Below are 16837 nucleotides of genomic sequence, written 5' to 3' on the forward strand. Positions count from 1 at the left end.
CCATGATAGTTGGCCTTTGTGGCTTATGCCGCTCAACGGTAGGCCAGACTTGTGGCCAGTTTGATAAAGGCCAGTGCTGCCGGAGAGCTCTGGCGTTGGTCGAGCACGGCCAGGCCGATCTGGCGTGCGATCGCTGGCGATAGCGGTTTTTTCAGGTAGCGGTCGTCGTGATGCGTGGGCAGCGAGCCTTCGGCGACCACGGTCAAGGCATCGCCCCGGCCAACGGTATCCAGCGTGCTGAGCAACTGCGAGCAGCGATAACGGATGTTAGGCGTCAACCGCGCGGCACTGAACAAACGGGACACCAACTCCGAAGAGCCGGCCTCGGTCAGCACGAACGGGTCGTGACACAAATCGTCCAGGGACAGGCTGGCGCGAGCCGCCAGCGGATGACGGGCGGGCAGCAACGCGACCATCTGGTCCTCGAACAACGCAAAGGTGTCGAAGCGCTCCTCGGGCAACACCACGAAGCCGATGTCGATGCGTCGCTCTTCCAGCCACTGGATCACCTGGCGGTCGGGGCCTTCATCAATGTGCACCTCGATGCCAGGGTGAGCGGCGCGATAGTGCTGCAGAATCGTCGGAAGCAACTTGATCGATGAGGTCGGGCCGAACGAGCCGATGCGCAATGTGCCGCGTTTCATGCCGCGGGCATCCGCCGCTTCCTGGCGCAAGGTGTTGGCCAGCCCGAGCATTGCCCGGGCGCGTAATAGCAGCTGTTGGCCGATGTCACTGAGCTCGACCTGAGACTGATGCCGCCGCAGCAGCTCGACGCCTAGTTCCTGTTCCAGCGACTTGAGGGCGTGAGACACCGCGGATTGAGAAATGCCCAGACGATTGGCCGCCGCCGTAAAGCCGTGAAGTTCGGCAACGAGCGAGAAGATCTCCAGCTGAGTGAGGGTCATGAGCTTTTACTCATTTTACGATGATCGAATATTAGCGGAATGATACGTCATCGAATCGATCTGTCGTTCTGGAGACTTATGACTGCATGTGAGCAAAGCCTGTCGGAGCCGTCTGATGTCGCGGTTTATTTCAAACTCGCGGCGGTCACCATGATTTGGGGCGGCACTTTCGTCGCGGGGCGGTTTCTTGCGGACAGCCTCAGCCCGTTGTTCGCTGCCAGCCTGCGTTTTTTGCTGGCCAGCGCGGCGCTGCTCCTGTTTTTGCTGCTCGCGCGCATTCCACTGGCTCGGCCGAGTCCTCGGCAATGGTTGCAACTGGCGCTGTTGGGCTTCTTCGGGATTTTTTTCTATAACCTGTGCTTCTTCTATGGCCTGCACTACATCAATGCCTCGCGGGCGTCATTGATCGTGGCGCTGAACCCGGCCGTGATCGGACTGGCCTCGTGGCTGCTGTTCAAGGAGCGCTTGAGTCGAGCGAAAGTCATCGGCATCGCGATCTGCATTGCCGGGGCAAGCCTGGTGATTGTCAGTCGTCATCCGCAGTTGCTGGCCGGTCAGGCGGATGCCTGGTTCGGCGATCTGTTGATTTTCGGCTGCGTGCTCGGCTGGGGCATTTACTCACTGTTCTCCAAGGATCTGAATCAAACCCTGGGGCCGGTGCAAACGGTGACGTATTCGATTTTGCTGGGCACGGTGATGCTCTGGGTGGCCAGTGCCATCAGAGGCGAGGTGAGTGTCGCGGCGCTGGTCAGCCTTGACCCGGCGCAATGGTTGAGCCTGATGTATCTGGGCGTGTTGGGCTCGGCGCTGGCGTATATTGGCTATTACGACGGCCTGCGCAAAATCGGCGCGACCCGTTCCGGGGTGTTCATCGCCTTGAATCCGCTGACCGCTGTCATCCTGGGTGCGTTGCTGCTCGGCGAGCAATTGACCCTGACGATGTGTCTGGGCGGCGGGCTGATTCTGGCGGGGATTTTCCTCTGCAACAAACCCCTTGCGCGAGTAGGGAAAAAGGGGATTTGATACAGAAGGCGGACAAACCTATTTACGCTGTGTAGAATCCGGTTACGCATATAAGAATAAATGGCTTCTGGCAGCAGAAGCCTCGCCCGTAATAGCCTTGGGTCGACAATGAAGAGTTTTGGGTTTCAATTGATCTACGGTGACTTCCTCGCGCGCAGCGTGCGGGGCATCTCCTGCGCGCCACCCGCCGGTCTCAGCATTGCCAGCAACTAACGATTCGTTAATTGACCAGAAAATGATGAGGCGCCGACCATGGCAGATTTATACGAAAACCCGATGGGCCTGATGGGCTTTGAATTCATTGAATTCGCATCGCCAACCCCGAACACGCTGGAGCCGATCTTCAAGATCATGGGCTTCACCAAAGTCGCGACTCACCGTTCCAAAGACGTGCACCTGTATCGCCAGGGCGCGATCAACCTGATCCTCAACAACGAACCTCACAGCGTCGCTTCGTACTTCGCGGCCGAGCACGGCCCGTCGGTGTGCGGCATGGCGTTCCGCGTCAAGGATTCGCAAAAGGCCTACAAGCGTGCGCTGGAACTCGGCGCGCAGCCGATCCACATCGAAACCGGCCCGATGGAACTGCACCTGCCGGCGATCAAAGGCATCGGCGGCGCGCCGCTGTACCTGATCGACCGTTTTGGTGAAGGCAGCTCGATCTACGACATCGATTTCGTGTTCATCGAAGGCGTTGACCGCAACCCTGTCGGTGCCGGCCTGAAGATCATCGACCACCTGACTCACAACGTGTATCGCGGCCGCATGGCGTACTGGGCGAACTTCTACGAGAAGCTGTTCAACTTCCGTGAAATCCGCTACTTCGACATCAAGGGCGAATACACCGGCCTGACCTCCAAGGCGATGACCGCGCCGGACGGCATGATCCGCATCCCGTTGAACGAAGAGTCCTCCAAGGGCGCCGGGCAGATCGAAGAGTTCCTGATGCAGTTCAACGGCGAGGGCATCCAGCACGTGGCGTTCCTCAGCGATGATCTGATCAAGACCTGGGATCACCTGAAAAGCATCGGCATGCGCTTCATGACGGCGCCACCGGAAACCTATTACGAAATGCTTGAAGGCCGTTTGCCGAACCACGGCGAACCGGTAGATCAACTGCAAGCGCGAGGCATCCTGCTGGACGGTTCGTCCGAGTCGGGCGACAAGCGTCTGTTGTTGCAGATCTTCTCGGAAACCCTGATGGGCCCGGTGTTCTTCGAATTCATCCAGCGTAAAGGCGACGACGGGTTCGGCGAGGGCAACTTCAAGGCACTGTTCGAATCGATCGAGCGTGACCAGGTTCGTCGTGGTGTGCTCTCCACCGACTAAGCGCTTTAGATCCTTGTAGGAGCGAGGCTTGCCCGCGAAGCTTCTGGCGTTTTCGAAGACGCCTTCGCGAGCAAGCTTCGCTCCTACATGGAACCGCGTCTCTGTCGCATCATGTGCTTGAACCCTTCGAACATCAGCACCAGCACCGCCATCCAGATCGGAATGTAGGTCAGCCATTCCCCGGTCTTGATGCTTTCCCCGAGCAACAACGCAACGCCAAGCAACAGCACCGGCTCGACGTAGCTCAACAGCCCGAACAGGCTGAAGGGCAACAGCCGGCTGGCGATGATGTAGATCACCAGCGCCGACGCACTGATCACGCCGAGAAGCGGGATCAACAGTGACAGCCACGGATGCTGATCAAACACATTGAAACCTTGCTCGCCGGTCTGTACGAACCAGAAGGCCACCGGCAGCATCAACGCCATGTCCAGCCACAAGCCGCCGAGGTTGTCCGTCGCCAGACGCTTGCGCAGGATGAAATACGTTGGATAGCCGATGCATACCAGCAACGTAGCCCAGGAAAAACCACCGACCTGATACAGCTCGTTGATCACACCGAGGCAGGCAAAAAACACGGCAACTTTCTGTAGGTAGGAGAGGCGCTCACCGTAAGCGAGCCGTCCGGTCAGGACCATGGTCAGTGGCAACAGGAAATAGCCCAGCGACACATCAAGGCTGTAACCGTTGAGCGGTGCCCACATGAACAGCCAGAGTTGCACGCCCAGCAGGGCAGAAGAGGCGATCAGGGCTGCAATCAGTTTCGGCTGGGCGATGGCTCGGCGAACGAGCTCGACCACGCGCTTCCATTCGCGGGACACCACCATGAACACGGTCATGCACGGCACTGTCAGCAGCATGCGCCAGCCAAAAATTTCCACACCGCTCAACGGGTTGAGCAGTGAGGTGTAGTAATACATGACGGCAAACAGCACAGAGGCTGAAACCGATAGAGCGATACCTTTAGACAAACTGTCCTCGCGAAGTTGAGCGTGAAACGGGGTGCGGAGGATACGTGGTTTTTGTGCTGAATATTGTCCGGATGATCAATATTTACAACACCCGACACCCTGTAGGAGCGAGCTTGCTCGCGATAGTGTGTCAGCTGACACCGATGTAGCTGATGCACCATCGCGAGCAAGCTCGCTCCTACAGTCGTCTTGTTTTGATTCAGGCGTTGCGCGGTTTACGGCCCGACACGAAATGGCTCACATCATTGAACCCTGGCGTGGACGCATGCCCCGGTGTCACCAGCGAGTCGATAAACGCTTCATCCTGCGCCGTGATCTTCACCGCCTGCGCCTTAGTGTAGGCATCCCATTGCTCTTCGGTACGCGGCCCGACAATGGCCGAGGTGACGGCGCTGTTGTTCAGCACCCAGGCAATCGCGAACTCGACGATGCCGACACCACGATCTTGCGTGTATTGCTGGATCTGCTGGGCGATGCGCAGGGATTCGACGCGCCATTCGGTTTCCAGAATACGTTTGTCGGCGCGGCCGGCGCGGCTGTTGGCATCCGGTTTTACATCCGGCGCATATTTGCCGCTGAGCACGCCACGCGCCAGCGGGCTGTAAGGCACAACGCCCAAACCGTAGTTCTGCGCGGCGGTGATCTGTTCGGCTTCGGCCTGACGATTGACGATGTTGTACAGCGGCTGGCTGATGACAGGGCGGTCGACACCCAGTTTGTCGGCCACGCGAATGACCTCGGCGATGCGCCAGCCACGGTAGTTCGACAACCCCCAGTTGCGGATTTTGCCCTGGCGAATCAGGTCGCCGATGGCCGACACCGTCACTTCCAGCGGCGTGTTGTGGTCTTCGCGGTGCAGGTAATAGAGGTCGACGTAGTCGGTGCCCAGGCGCGTGAGGCTGGCATCGATGCCATTGAAAATGTGCTTGCGGCTCAGGCCGCTGCGGTTCGGCACACCGTCCACCGGGCCGAAACCGACTTTGGTGGCGAGCACCCATTCGTGGCGGTTGCCGGCGATCGCTTCACCGACGATCTCTTCAGAGCGACCGTTGGTGTAGACGTCGGCGGTGTCGATGAAATTGATGCCCTGGTCCCAGGCCTTGTCGATGATCCGCAGGGAATCTTCGGTGCTGGTCTGTTCGCCGAACATCATGGTCCCCAGGGTCAGGGTGGACACCTGCAATCCCGAGTGACCCAGCGTGCGGTAGCTCATGACGAAATCCTTTTACCAGTGGGAAAGGCTCAATCAAATACCAGAACAACCACACGGGGCAAACACAATTATTGAACACCCCCGATCAAAAATGTGGGAGCGGGCTTGCTCGCGAAGGCGATGTGTCAGTCACTATTAAAGTTGCCTGATACGACGCCTTCGCGAGCAAGCCCGCTCCCACAATGTTTTGCTGTGATCAGACGCGCAGGGTGCGGGTCATGCGCAACGCCAGCAGGCTGCCGCAGACAATCACGCCCGCCAGCAAGTACAACGCGGCATCGGTCGAGCCAGTAGTGTCCTTGACCCAACCGACCAGGTACGGGCTGAGGAAGCCGGCCATCTGGCCCATCGAGTTGATCAACGCCAGACCACCGGCAGCCGCGCCGGCGCTCAGCAGTGCGGTCGGCACCGGCCAGAACATCGGCAGGCCGGTGAGGGCGCCCATGGTGGCGATCGTCAGGCCAAGGATGGCAATGGCAGGCGTGGTGGCGAAGTTCACGGCAATCAGCAGGCCCACTGCGCCCATCAACATGGGCACCACCAAATGCCAGCGACGTTCTTTGCGCAAGTCCGCCGAGCGGCCGACCATCAACATGAACACGGCCGCCAGCAGGTACGGGATCGCACTCAACCAGCCGATCACCAGGTTATCGTTGAAGCCCAGGTTCTTGATGATCGACGGCAGCCAGAAGTTGATCGCGTAGACCCCGCTCTGGATGCAGAAGTAGATCAAACCGAATGCCCAGATCGCCGGGTTCTTGAACACCGCCAGCAGCGAGTCAGTGGTGGTTTTCGGTTTGTTGGCCAGGTCTTCAGCGTGATCGGCTTCCAGCACGGAGCGCTCGAACGGCGTGAGCCATTTGGCGTTGGCGTAACTGTCGCTCAGCAGGAAGTAGGCGAGGGCGCCGAGGATCACGGTCGGGATGCCTTGCAGCAGGAACATCCACTGCCAGCCGGCCAGGCCACCCTGGCCCGCAGCGAAGTGGTTGAGGATCCAGCCTGAGAACGGGCTGCCGAGCAGGCCGGACACCGGAATCGCCGACATGAACAGCGCCATGATGCGGCCACGGCGGAAGGTCGGGAACCACTGCGAGAGGTACAACACCACGCCCGGGAAGAACCCGGCTTCGGCCGCGCCGGTGAACAGGCGCAAGGTGTAGAACTCGGTCGGGGTGGTGACGAACAGCAGGCAGGTCGACAGCGTGCCCCAGGTGATCATCATCAGCGCGATCCAGCGGCGCGGGCCGAATTTGGTCAGCGCCAGGTTGCTCGGTACGCCGCACAGTACGTAGCCGATAAAGAAGATACCGGCGCCGAGGCCGTACACGGTTTCACTGAATTTCAGCGCGTCGAGCATCTGCAGCTTGGCAAATCCAACGTTCACCCGGTCGAGGTAGTTGAACAGGTAGCAGATGAAGATGAAGGGGATCAAACGCAGGGTAATGCGTTTGTAGACGGCATTTTTTTCGTCAACGATGGCCTGGGTAGCGGCGGCGCTCTGTGACATGGCGGGCTCTCTCTTTATTATGATTTTTTGCGATGCAAAGGGTAACGTTGATCGCCCTGAGAGTCTCGACCACCCTCAGGGCTGCTGTCTTTGTGCCTGAGCACAGGGTTTGCAACCAAGCCCTGTGCGGGTGAACAACCGCGCTTTGAAGGACCACCACAATGTTCGAACTCGATCACGACCTGGCCCAGGACATCGTCGACCGGGCGATGGCCATCCTGCCTTACAACGTCAACGTCATGGACAGCCAGGGGTTGATTCTCGGCAGTGGTGAACCGGAGCGGGTCAACACCCGGCACGAAGGCGCGCAACTGGTGCTGGCCAACGGGCGGGTGGTGGAAATCGATGCGCAAACCGCTATCCACCTCAAGGGCGTACAACCGGGTATCAACCTGCCGCTGTTGCTCGATCAACGGCTGATTGGTGTGCTCGGCATCACCGGCGAACCCGAGCAATTGCGCACCTACGCCGAACTGGTGCGCATGACCGCCGAGATGCTGGTGGGCCAGCGCAATCAGCAGGCCGAGCAACAATGGCGGCGCCAGCGTTGCGATGATTTGCTGGCGTTGCTGCTCAGCGAGGCAGGGGATTCGCCGCGCTTGATCGATGAGGCGCAACAGCTTGGGCTCAAACCGCAACTGACGCGGGTGCCGTATTTGTTCGAGCTGGGAATGGAGCACGGTCCGGGGCAAACCGTCGACGCACTCAGCGCCTGGCTGACCTCGCGCTACCCGGACAGTTGGTGCGTGAGTTCGGCCAAGTCGTCGTTGCTGTGGTGCCGGCCGGCCAACCAGGCGATCGAGAACGACCGCTTGCTGGAAAAGCTCGACGGCCTCGGCTGGAATATCTTGCGCATCGCCGTGGGCGGGCAGGCCGATGGCTTGTCGGGTTTGCGTCGCTGCTATCGGCGGGTCGGCGACTTGCTGGCCTATGGGCGCGATGTACTGCCGCATTCGCGTCTGTTGACGCTGACCCGCTATCGATTGCCGGTGATGCTCTGGCGCCATCGCAACGACGATGCGCTGGACGAATTGCTCAAACCCTTGCGCAAAGTCATCGCCAAGGACGGCAACGGCCAATTGCTGGCGACGTTGCGCAGTTGGTGCGATCACGACGGCCAGAGCCAGGCCTGCGCCGATGCGCTGGGCATTCACCGCAACAGCCTGCGTTACCGGATGGAGCGGATTGCCGAGCTCAGCGGCGTCGACCCGTTGCGCCTCGATGGCATGCTGGCGCTGTACCTCGGCGTGCAGCTACTCCCACAAACCGAAACAACACCGCCCCTGTAGGAGCCGGCTTGCTGGCGATACGTGCGACGCGGTGAATCAGGAACACCGCGTTGAATCGATCGCCAGCAAGCCGGCTCCTACAGGGGATGCGTAAACCTGTCGTTTTGTGAAAATGAACAATAATCCTCCGTGCCACTTGTGCAGCGGACCGGCGTTATTGCTCAGGCCGGCTGGCAGCATGGGGGCATTGGAACTGGAGAATTCGCATGAAAATCGTCATCGCCCCCGATTCGTTCAAGGACAGCCTCAGCGCACAAGGCGTGGCCGATGCCATTGCCCTTGGTCTGGTTGAAGTCTGGCCCGATGCGCAACTGGTCAAATGCCCGATGGCCGATGGTGGCGAAGGCACGGTCGAGTCGATTCTGGCCGCCTGCGAAGGTCAACTCCGTCGCACCCACGTCAAAGGACCGCTGGGCACAACGGTCGACGCCGCATGGGGCTGGTTGCCCCAGAGCCTTACCGCCATCATCGAGATGGCCGAGGCCAGTGGCCTGCAACTCGTTCCGCCAGGGCAACGCGATGCGTGCATCAGCAGCACCTTCGGCACCGGTGAGTTGATCCGCGCGGCACTCGACGCCGGGGCGCAACGGGTGATCCTGGCGATTGGCGGCAGCGCCACCAACGACGGCGGTGCGGGGGCGATGCAAGCGCTGGGCGTGAAACTGCTCGATGCACAAGGCCAAACCCTGGCGCCCGGCGGATTGGCACTGGCGCAACTGGCGCGCATCGATCTCAGTGACATCGATCCGCGTCTGACCGACGTGCGTTTCGACATTGCCGCCGACGTTAACAATCCCCTGTGCGGCCCCCACGGCGCCTCTGCGATTTTCGGTCCGCAAAAAGGCGCAACGCCTGCGCAGGTCGAGCAACTGGATCGGGCCCTCGGGCACTTCGCCGGGCTTTGCGCCCAGGTCCTCGGCAATGACGTGCGTGACGAGCCGGGCAGCGGCGCGGCGGGTGGCCTGGGGTTTGCCGCCAAGGCCTTCCTGGGCGCGCAGTTCAAGGCCGGGGTTGAAGTGGTCGCGGAATTGGTCGGCCTGGCCGATGCGGTCAAGTGCGCCGACCTGGTGATCACCGGCGAAGGCCGCTTCGATGCGCAAACCCTGCGCGGCAAGACACCGTTTGGTGTCGCACGCATCGCCGGGCAACACGGCGTACCGGTCATCGTCATCGCCGGCACCTTGGGCGAGGGTTATCAGGCCTTGTACGAACATGGCATCGACGCCGCGTTTGCCTTGGCGAGCGGGCCGATGACCCTGGAGCAAGCGTGCACCGAGGCGCCACGGTTGTTGCGTGAGCGGGCAAGCGACATCGCCCGGGTCTGGCGTATCGCCAAACGCCAATCCTGAATACCCCACGGCCATTGTAGGAGCGAAGCTTGCTCGCGAAGGACGTGAGGGCAACGCGTTCATCCAGACAACCTGCGTCATCGTTGACGACCTTCGCGAGCAAGCTTCGCTCCTACAGGGGGACGCGGCGAACCAAAGATCAGTGTTTCACGGATGAAACACTCGTAATCCCTTGAAATATATTTCGCAAATCCCCGCAAAAATCCTCAACCCCAGCCGATACAGATATCAGGCGCACACAAACCTATTACAACAGTGGCGCCCACTGACCGGTTGCGCCTCAACGCCCGCCCGCCAGTGATCACGGCAAGGACGCTCGAAGACTCAATCACCCGAGTATCGTCCTATGTCCCTGCGTAATCTGAATATCGCGCCTCGAGCTTTCCTGGGTTTTGCCTTCATTGCCTTGCTGGTGATTGTGCTGGGCGTGTTTGCCGTGAACCGCATGTCGATCATCCGCCAGGCCTCGGTTGATATGGGCTCGACGCAACTGCCCAGCGTCGGCTTCCTCGGCAACATGACTGAAAGCGTCTTGCGTATGCGCATCCTCTCGTTCCGAGTGCTGGTCAACCGTGAACCGGCGGCGTTGCAGGAAGCCCAGACCCGGATTGGCGTCCTGACTGACAAGCTGCACAGCGCCCAGGCCAGTTATGCCGCGTTGCCCGCCCGGCCGGAAGAAGCCGCGCTGTACAAGACGTTCATGGCCACCCTCGACAACTACATGCAAGCGCAGAACCAGATGATGGAGCTGTCGCGGCAGAACAAGCTTGATGAAATGCGCAGCCTCATCAATACGCGGATCAAGGATGGCACCGACCAGATGGGCGAGCAACTCAATAAACTGGTGGCACTCAATACCAACTACGCCAAGTCCGCTTTGGACGAGGCGGGCAAGGAATACAACAACGCGATCACCGGCATCATCGTCGTGGCGGTGGTCGCCGCACTGATGACCGTGTTGCTGGCCTGGCTGTTGACCCGCAGCATCGTAACGCCGCTGAACCGCGCATTACTGGCGGCCGAAACCATCGCCGGTGGCAACCTGAGCAAAGCCATCGAAATCGACGGTAAGGATGAGCCGGCCCGCTTGCTCATCGCGTTGTCCAACATGCAGGCCAGTTTGCGCAAAACCATCGAGCAGATCGCCGGTTCCGCCACGCAGCTCGGCGCCGCCGCCGAAGAGCTGAGCACGGTCACGCAAGAAGCGTCTCGCGGTCTGCAACAGCAAAACAATGAAATCGAACAAGTCGCCACCGCTGTCAACGAAATGACCGCCGCCGTGGAAGAAGTGGCGCGCAACGCCGTGTCGACTTCCGAAGCCTCGAACCAGTCGACCCAGGCTGCTCGTGAAGGTCGCGACCGCGTGGTGGAAACCGTCGATGCGATCCAGACCATGACCCACGACGTGCAGAACACCTCGCTGATGATCGAAGGCCTGGCCGCTCAGGGCCGGGATATCGGCAAGGTACTGGACGTGATTCGCGCCATTGCCGAACAGACCAACCTGCTGGCACTGAACGCCGCGATTGAAGCGGCCCGTGCCGGTGAAGCCGGGCGTGGTTTTGCGGTGGTGGCGGACGAGGTGCGGGCGTTGGCGCATCGCACGGCGCAATCGACTCAGGAAATCGAGAAGATGGTCGCCGGCATCCAAAACGGTACGGGGGAGGCGGTGTCTTCGATGCAGCAAAGCAATCAGCGCACCCACAGCACCCTGGAAATGGCCCGAGCCGCCGGTGTCGCGCTGGAGCAGATCACTCAGTCGATCCATCTGATCAACGAACGCAACCTGGTAATCGCCAGCGCGTCCGAAGAGCAGGCGCAGGTGTCCCGCGAAGTTGACCGCAACCTGGTTAACATCCGCGACCTGGCAACTCAGTCCGCTGCCGGGGCCAATCAGACCAGCGCTGCCACCCACGAACTGTCGCGCCTGGCTGTTGATTTGAATGCGATGGTGGCGCGGTTTGTGATTTGATCGGTGGTGTGAAAACGTCCTCCAAAGCAGAAAAAAACAGCAGATACCTGTCAACTTTGACAGTTACGCAGTCTTCTGAAAAACGGTTTACTTCTCCTATGCGCAGAACGACGGGATGCGTTTTGGTAGTGCCCCGCAGTATTCGGTCTGCTTTTCGAACTGACGCGCCATGGAACCTCCATGGCGCCAGGTTGCGTATACGGAGAGCGACAACATGGCTGGTTCAGATAAAAAAGAGCAGAAGCTGGCGTCACGCGAATCCACCTCTGGCGGGATAGCGCCACTGGCGGTGCAGGACCCGAACGTATCTCATTTTGTGTTGCCTGGGGACCCGCAAGGGTTGATCCCCAGAAGACTGCTCGAAGTAGATCAAACGACGACGATTACCACTTGGGATAATACCGTACCCCCTACGTTCACCGAGTATTTCAGGCTGCAAATTACGCGTGCGAACAGTAACGAGTGGACAGATCTCCAGGAACATTCCTTTACCGGTGGGGATACCTGGGCACCGTTGGTGTTCACTATTCCCAGCACGTTTTTTCTGGATACGGCCAACGAAGGTCCTTTTGACCTCCGGTACGAACACCAGAACTCGGGGACGGTAAAAGACTGGTCGAATCGCGTTCGCATCCAAATCGACAAAACTCCGCCCAATGGGACGACGCCTCCAAAAAAAATGGTGTTTGCCGTTACCCCTCCCATCACTGATGCATCGTTTGGCACGAATGATTATCTTGAAGCAACGATTCCGTTATGGGATGGCGATAGCGCCGACGTTAAAGTTGCTTTTGGCTGGCTGAAAGGTGAGCTACCCGAGAAGCCAGAAGATATTGACCTGATCGGTCCGCAGGACATTGCCCCGGGCGGGACGGTAAGAATTCCAAAAGACAAGTTCATCGATGCCGGTGACGGCCTATGCTGTGGCGGTTATGTCCTCATCGACAAGGCCGGCAACATCAGCGCGTTGTCTTTGTATGAACTCATGTCGGTAGCGCTCGATCCTTTGCCTGTTCCATTGCTGACCAAACCCACAGTAACGGACGCCACCGGTGGTGAGCTGCTTCGTTCGGATATCGTGGATGGTGGGGTCCTGGTCAATATTCCCCACATTCCCAATGGTAAGTCCACCGATACAATTGTTGTCGCATGGCAGCATCTAAAGCTTGAACCAGGCACCCCTGTTGGCGGAAATCCATCAACCGGAACCAAAATCTTTGTGCCCTGGGAGATGATTTTGGACGAGTACGGCGACAGGACAGGCGTTGTGGATGTCGAGTTGGTGTACGAAGTACTGCGAGGTGTGGAACCTTTCCCCTCAGACATTGAGATCGTCAAATGCAACCTTTCTACTACGGGGCCGGAGAACCCTGATCCGGAACCGGGCAACCCGAACCTCAAAGAGGTCACGATTGTAGGTGAGTCGGGCGTCAAAAACGAACTGATCGCTTCCGATGAAGACAAGGAAATCAACGCACATATAGAGCTCGTCGATCCACTGGAAAATGGCGATTCGTACCAGGTCATGTGGAATGGAACGCCCATCGGTACTCCCCGTGTCATCGATGTCGCCAACGACACCGCGGGTGAGACTATCGAGATCGCCCTCGACTGGGACGATATTCGCAGCCATGGCCCCAGTGCGGCCATGCCGGTCTGGTACAAGTTGACCAACCCTGCCCACGTGAACCCCCAGGAACCCAAACCTCGTACAGACGTGAAGATCGAATTCCTGGTGCTCACATTGCCTGAGGCTGAACCCCGGCACACCAATGCGAATGGATGGCTGACCTGTAACTCGCTTCGCTGGAGCGCTGATACAACCCCCGTATTGGGCATCGAATACTTGATCCCGCCAAACCCTCATATGAAGCGAGGCGACACTGTCGTAGTGGAGTGGAAGGGTTACAAGGATTTTGCCAATCCGGTGCTTGAAACCAACCTGACACTTACGTTTGCCGATATCTCCGAGGCTCAGGAGAGGGAAGGGATTGTCTGCCACATCGGCCCCTACGCCACTATGCTCCTGCCCATTTGGTCGAAAACTGTGCCGTTGGCCAAGGGTGAAGTGAGATACACCGTCACGGGAAAACCTGCCGCATCGACGCCCACCAATACACGCGTCTACTTGTCGCAGGGCGAGGGCAGCTGCAACATCCCGCCCGCGCCTTGAACAGGCTCATGGAAAAAATCGCTTAAGCAGGAAGAGCGGGTGCCACGGTGGCACCCGTTTCGCCTGACACCCAGCATCCATCTTTCGCACTGTCCTTCGGATAAGTCCTACATACCGCTGGATTCACGATCTATAGCCTGCGCCGCTGTCCATCTTCACCCATTCATGGTGCCTATATGTCCACGGTTCACTTGTTCAAGCCACATCCGCTGTCCCGTGCTTTGAAATTGCTATCCATCACGCCTTTTTTGCTGATCAGTGAAATGGGGCACGCCAGGGTGTTGAACCCTGGTGAGGTCCTGGACATTGACGTCACCACCGCCCCCGACAACTACGTGTTGAATGGTGCGTCGACCTTGAATGCCAACGGCGCCCAGACCCGAGATATTGCCGTCAACAACTCCACCCTGAACCTGACTGGCAGCACCGTACAGGCCACGGGCGCCAATGGTGTGCATTTGAATGCCGGTACCGCGAATATTGCCGGCAGTAACATTTCAAGCGACCGCATCGGCCTGGCGATCAGCCGCGATGCGGCAGGCAATCAAGGTTCCACTGCAACCGTCAGCAACAGTGTGATCACCGGCGTGACTAACGGTGTCACGGTCAACGCTTTGAGCCACCTGACGCTGACAGGCTCGACCGTGACCGGCACCGGCCCCAACGCGGCCGGCCTGCGTTTGTTCAATGGCTCGGCCGAGTTGATTGACAGTTCGATCACCGGCAGTAAAAACGGGATCGAGATTCTTCCCGATATTGGGCTCGATGCGACCAGCACGCTGGTGTTGAACCGCACCAACGTTCAAGGCCTCAACGGCTCGGCGATTGTCGTCGACACCTTGGGGGTCGGGGCTGCCAAAGCCGATATTGCGGTACTCAACGGCTCCACGCTGTCGGCCAGCAACGGCATCCTGATGGATGTGCGCAACGGCGCCGAAGGCAATTTGCGGGTTGGTAGCAGTCACCTGATCGGCGATATCGTCGCCGACGGCACCAGCACGGCCAATGTGCTGCTGGAAGACTCCGCCACCCTGACCGGGCGTCTGCTGAACGTGCAGAACCTGGGGGTCAACAGCAATGCGCGCTGGATCATGGTTGGTGATGGTGAAGTGGAAAACCTGTCCATGAACGGCGGTGCCATCCAGTTCGGCAATCCAGGCGAGTTCTTCAAGTTGAGCGTGGGCACGTTGTCGGGGTCCGGCGGTACGTTCCATATGCACACCGACTTCGCGACCGGTCAGGTCGATACTCTGACGGTGACTGGCGCGGCCACCGGCAATCACACCGTGGCGATTGATGCCAGTGGCACGGAACCGGCGGGCAGCGGCTCCATTCGTGTTATCCAGATCGGAAGCGGCGATGCAACGTTCACCCTGGCTGGTGGCGCCGTGGATCTGGGCGCGTTCTCCTACAACCTGGACCAGTTGAACAGCACCGAGTGGTACCTCAATACCCTCACGCGTACCGCCAGCCCGGGGACCCAATCGGTGATCGCCCTGTTCAACGCCGCGCCGACCGCCTGGTATGGCGAGCTCAGCCTCCTGCGCACACGCATGGGCGAAGTGCGCATGGACCACGGCAAGGCCGGTGGCTGGATTCGCGCCTATGGCAACAAGTTCAACGTCGACGCCAGCTCGGGCGTGGCTTACCAACAAGTCCAGCAAGGCCTGTCGTTCGGTGCCGATGCGCCGTTGCCGATGGGGGACGGGCAGTGGCTGGTGGGTCTGCTGGGGGGTTACAGCAAGTCTGATCTGGATTTGAGCCATGGCACCAGCGGCACGATCAACAGCTACTACCTGGGTGCCTACACCACCTGGCTGGATGAGCCGAGTGGCTACTACTTCGATGGTGTGCTCAAGCTCAACCGTTTCCAGAACGAGTCCGATGTGCACCTGAGCGATGGCAAAAAAACCAAGGGCAATTACGACAGCCATGGCGTCGGCGCGTCCCTGGAGTTCGGCCGCCATATCAAGCTGGCTGACGACTATTTTTTTGAACCCTTTACCCAACTGTCGGGCGTGATCATTCAGGGCAAAAACTACGACCTGGATAACGGCCTGTCCGCTGAAGGCAGTCGCACCCGTTCACTGCTGGCCAAGGCCGGGGCCACCGCCGGACGCGACTTCAAGTGGGATGACAAGGTCGTGCAGCCCTACATTCGCGCCGCGTATGTACACGAATTCGCCAACAACAATGAAGTGCAGGTCAACGACAACACTTTCAACAACGATCTCTCGGGCTCCCGTGGGGAGTTGGGGGCCGGTGTGGCCCTGTCGCTGAGCGACAAGGTCTCCATTCATGCCGATGTCGATTACAGCAACGGCAGCAAGATCGACCAGCCGTGGGGGTTCAACCTGGGTGCGCGTTATAACTGGTAAGCGCGCAGCCTCATGAGGTTAACGGCACCGGACAAGTCCGGTGCCCGTCCCGACACGGCATTGAATGTTCATCAGGATTTGTGGACACCCGGACTCCCTGTTCCGGCAGGTCCGATTTTCAGCAAGGAGAACATGACATGTCAGCACCCAGCTCCATCCATCAACTCCCTCCCAGGATGACGCCACCGTGGACAAATCCGGCACCACTTGTCGATAAACCCGGAGGGGAAACCAACCTGCTGCACCGTTCGGCCTGGGATGATCCGGCCAATCCGCTGCGTGTCGAGTTCAAACCCTGGTATGACGCGCCGCCGCCACAGGGGACTGAGAGGGTGGATGTGTTCCTGGATGACAACGAGTCCAACGTCATCGGCACCCGAACATGGACCACGCCCATGGATCCTGCCGATTACTACATCGAGATCACCGCCGACAAATTGCCTGCGGGCGAGCATCAGATCAGCTACATCATGACCAACGTGGGCGGCGTCCCGGACCGATCATTTCCTTGATAATTCACACCAGCCTCGGTGCATTGGACGATCTGCGCGATTTCCCAGGACGATTTACCAATGGCCGTCCACTGCAAAAGCTCCTTTTCCCGAGCGGTCAGCTTGATCGCTTTAGGGGGGGGCACGCTTGCGGCTGGAAATTGGCCTGGTCTGGCGATGATTGAACCGACACGGTATTGGCACGGTACATAGTTGAATCTCCCATTCATCATCATT

13 protein-coding genes are annotated in these 16837 nt (G+C 59.2%); 8 read left to right on the forward strand and 5 right to left on the reverse strand.

All coding sequences use genetic code 11. From position 1 onward, the window contains the following. Positions 1 to 32: 32 nt before the first annotated feature. Entirely contained in the window at positions 33 to 905 is an 873-nt protein-coding gene (locus PMI32_RS10680) for a LysR family transcriptional regulator (protein WP_008031087.1), read from the reverse strand. Between the two features lie 78 nt (positions 906 to 983). Here PMI32_RS10680 and PMI32_RS10675 point away from each other — a divergent pair, with 78 nt between their 5' ends. Together PMI32_RS10675 and hppD are read left to right on the forward strand one after the other, a co-directional pair. Next, a complete protein-coding gene (locus PMI32_RS10675) occupies positions 984 to 1928 on the forward strand; it encodes a DMT family transporter (RefSeq protein ID WP_008031089.1) in 945 nt (314 codons plus the stop codon). A 252-nt stretch (positions 1929 to 2180) separates the two neighbouring features. Next, the gene (gene hppD, locus PMI32_RS10670) at positions 2181 to 3257 is read left to right on the forward strand and encodes a 4-hydroxyphenylpyruvate dioxygenase (protein WP_008031092.1); all 1077 of its coding nucleotides are present in this window, start codon (positions 2181 to 2183) and stop codon (positions 3255 to 3257) included. Between the two features lie 83 nt (positions 3258 to 3340). Here the strand turns inward: hppD and rarD are convergent, their stop codons facing one another. From rarD to PMI32_RS10655, 3 genes are all read right to left on the reverse strand, one after another. Then, positions 3341 to 4228, reverse strand: a complete 888-nt coding sequence (gene rarD, locus PMI32_RS10665; protein WP_008031094.1) for an EamA family transporter RarD — start codon at positions 4226 to 4228, stop codon at positions 3341 to 3343. 199 nt (positions 4229 to 4427) lie between these two features. Next, positions 4428 to 5441, reverse strand: coding sequence for an aldo/keto reductase (locus PMI32_RS10660; protein WP_008031097.1), 1014 nt, complete (start codon positions 5439 to 5441; stop codon positions 4428 to 4430). A 196-nt stretch (positions 5442 to 5637) separates the two neighbouring features. Continuing rightward, positions 5638 to 6948: an MFS transporter gene (locus tag PMI32_RS10655; RefSeq protein ID WP_008031098.1), complete on the reverse strand. Its 1311-nt coding sequence runs from the start codon at positions 6946 to 6948 to the stop codon at positions 5638 to 5640. 161 nt (positions 6949 to 7109) lie between these two features. Between PMI32_RS10655 and PMI32_RS10650 the strand changes: the two genes are divergently transcribed. From PMI32_RS10650 to PMI32_RS10625, 6 genes are all read left to right on the forward strand, one after another. Further along, positions 7110 to 8237, forward strand: coding sequence for a sugar diacid recognition domain-containing protein (locus PMI32_RS10650; RefSeq protein ID WP_008031099.1), 1128 nt, complete (start codon positions 7110 to 7112; stop codon positions 8235 to 8237). Between the two features lie 206 nt (positions 8238 to 8443). Then, entirely contained in the window at positions 8444 to 9586 is a 1143-nt protein-coding gene (locus PMI32_RS10645) for a glycerate kinase (protein ID WP_008031100.1), read from the forward strand. A gap of 346 nt (positions 9587 to 9932) precedes the next feature. Further along, positions 9933 to 11558: a methyl-accepting chemotaxis protein gene (locus PMI32_RS10640; protein WP_008031101.1), complete on the forward strand. Its 1626-nt coding sequence runs from the start codon at positions 9933 to 9935 to the stop codon at positions 11556 to 11558. Positions 11559 to 11772: 214 nt separating this feature from the next. After that, positions 11773 to 13731, forward strand: a complete 1959-nt coding sequence (locus tag PMI32_RS10635) for a hypothetical protein (RefSeq protein ID WP_008031102.1) — start codon at positions 11773 to 11775, stop codon at positions 13729 to 13731. 176 nt (positions 13732 to 13907) lie between these two features. Beyond that, positions 13908 to 16109 (forward strand): autotransporter outer membrane beta-barrel domain-containing protein, encoded by a 2202-nt coding sequence (locus PMI32_RS10630; RefSeq protein ID WP_008031103.1) that lies wholly within the window; start codon positions 13908 to 13910, stop codon positions 16107 to 16109. A 137-nt stretch (positions 16110 to 16246) separates the two neighbouring features. Then, positions 16247 to 16621, forward strand: coding sequence for a hypothetical protein (locus PMI32_RS10625; protein WP_008031104.1), 375 nt, complete (start codon positions 16247 to 16249; stop codon positions 16619 to 16621). Here PMI32_RS10625 and PMI32_RS30895 read toward each other — a convergent pair. Further along, the gene (locus PMI32_RS30895) at positions 16573 to 16836 is read right to left on the reverse strand and encodes a LuxR C-terminal-related transcriptional regulator (RefSeq protein WP_317853280.1); all 264 of its coding nucleotides are present in this window, start codon (positions 16834 to 16836) and stop codon (positions 16573 to 16575) included. The two genes, PMI32_RS10625 and PMI32_RS30895, sit on opposite strands and share 49 nt — an antisense overlap. Position 16837 lies beyond the last annotated feature (1 nt).

Origin of the sequence: Pseudomonas sp. GM60, from assembly GCF_000282415.1 — a bacterium.
Lineage (GTDB): Bacteria > Pseudomonadota > Gammaproteobacteria > Pseudomonadales > Pseudomonadaceae > Aquipseudomonas > Aquipseudomonas migulae.

Bases quoted from the DNA above. Each gene is read 5' to 3' on its own strand.
- PMI32_RS10680 (WP_008031087.1), bottom strand. From the start codon at position 905: ATGACCCTCACTCAGCTGGAGATCTTCTCGCTCGTTGCCGAACTTCAC.
- hppD (WP_008031092.1), top strand. From the start codon at position 2,181: ATGGCAGATTTATACGAAAACCCGATGGGCCTGATGGGCTTTGAATTC.
- PMI32_RS10650 (WP_008031099.1), top strand. From the start codon at position 7,110: ATGTTCGAACTCGATCACGACCTGGCCCAGGACATCGTCGACCGGGCG.
- PMI32_RS10640 (WP_008031101.1), top strand. From the start codon at position 9,933: ATGTCCCTGCGTAATCTGAATATCGCGCCTCGAGCTTTCCTGGGTTTT.
- PMI32_RS10625 (WP_008031104.1), top strand. From the start codon at position 16,247: ATGTCAGCACCCAGCTCCATCCATCAACTCCCTCCCAGGATGACGCCA.
- PMI32_RS10655 (WP_008031098.1), bottom strand. From the start codon at position 6,948: ATGTCACAGAGCGCCGCCGCTACCCAGGCCATCGTTGACGAAAAAAAT.
- PMI32_RS10630 (WP_008031103.1), top strand. From the start codon at position 13,908: ATGTCCACGGTTCACTTGTTCAAGCCACATCCGCTGTCCCGTGCTTTG.
- PMI32_RS10635 (WP_008031102.1), top strand. From the start codon at position 11,773: ATGGCTGGTTCAGATAAAAAAGAGCAGAAGCTGGCGTCACGCGAATCC.
- PMI32_RS10660 (WP_008031097.1), bottom strand. From the start codon at position 5,441: ATGAGCTACCGCACGCTGGGTCACTCGGGATTGCAGGTGTCCACCCTG.
- PMI32_RS10675 (WP_008031089.1), top strand. From the start codon at position 984: ATGACTGCATGTGAGCAAAGCCTGTCGGAGCCGTCTGATGTCGCGGTT.
- PMI32_RS30895 (WP_317853280.1), bottom strand. From the start codon at position 16,836: ATGATGATGAATGGGAGATTCAACTATGTACCGTGCCAATACCGTGTC.
- PMI32_RS10645 (WP_008031100.1), top strand. From the start codon at position 8,444: ATGAAAATCGTCATCGCCCCCGATTCGTTCAAGGACAGCCTCAGCGCA.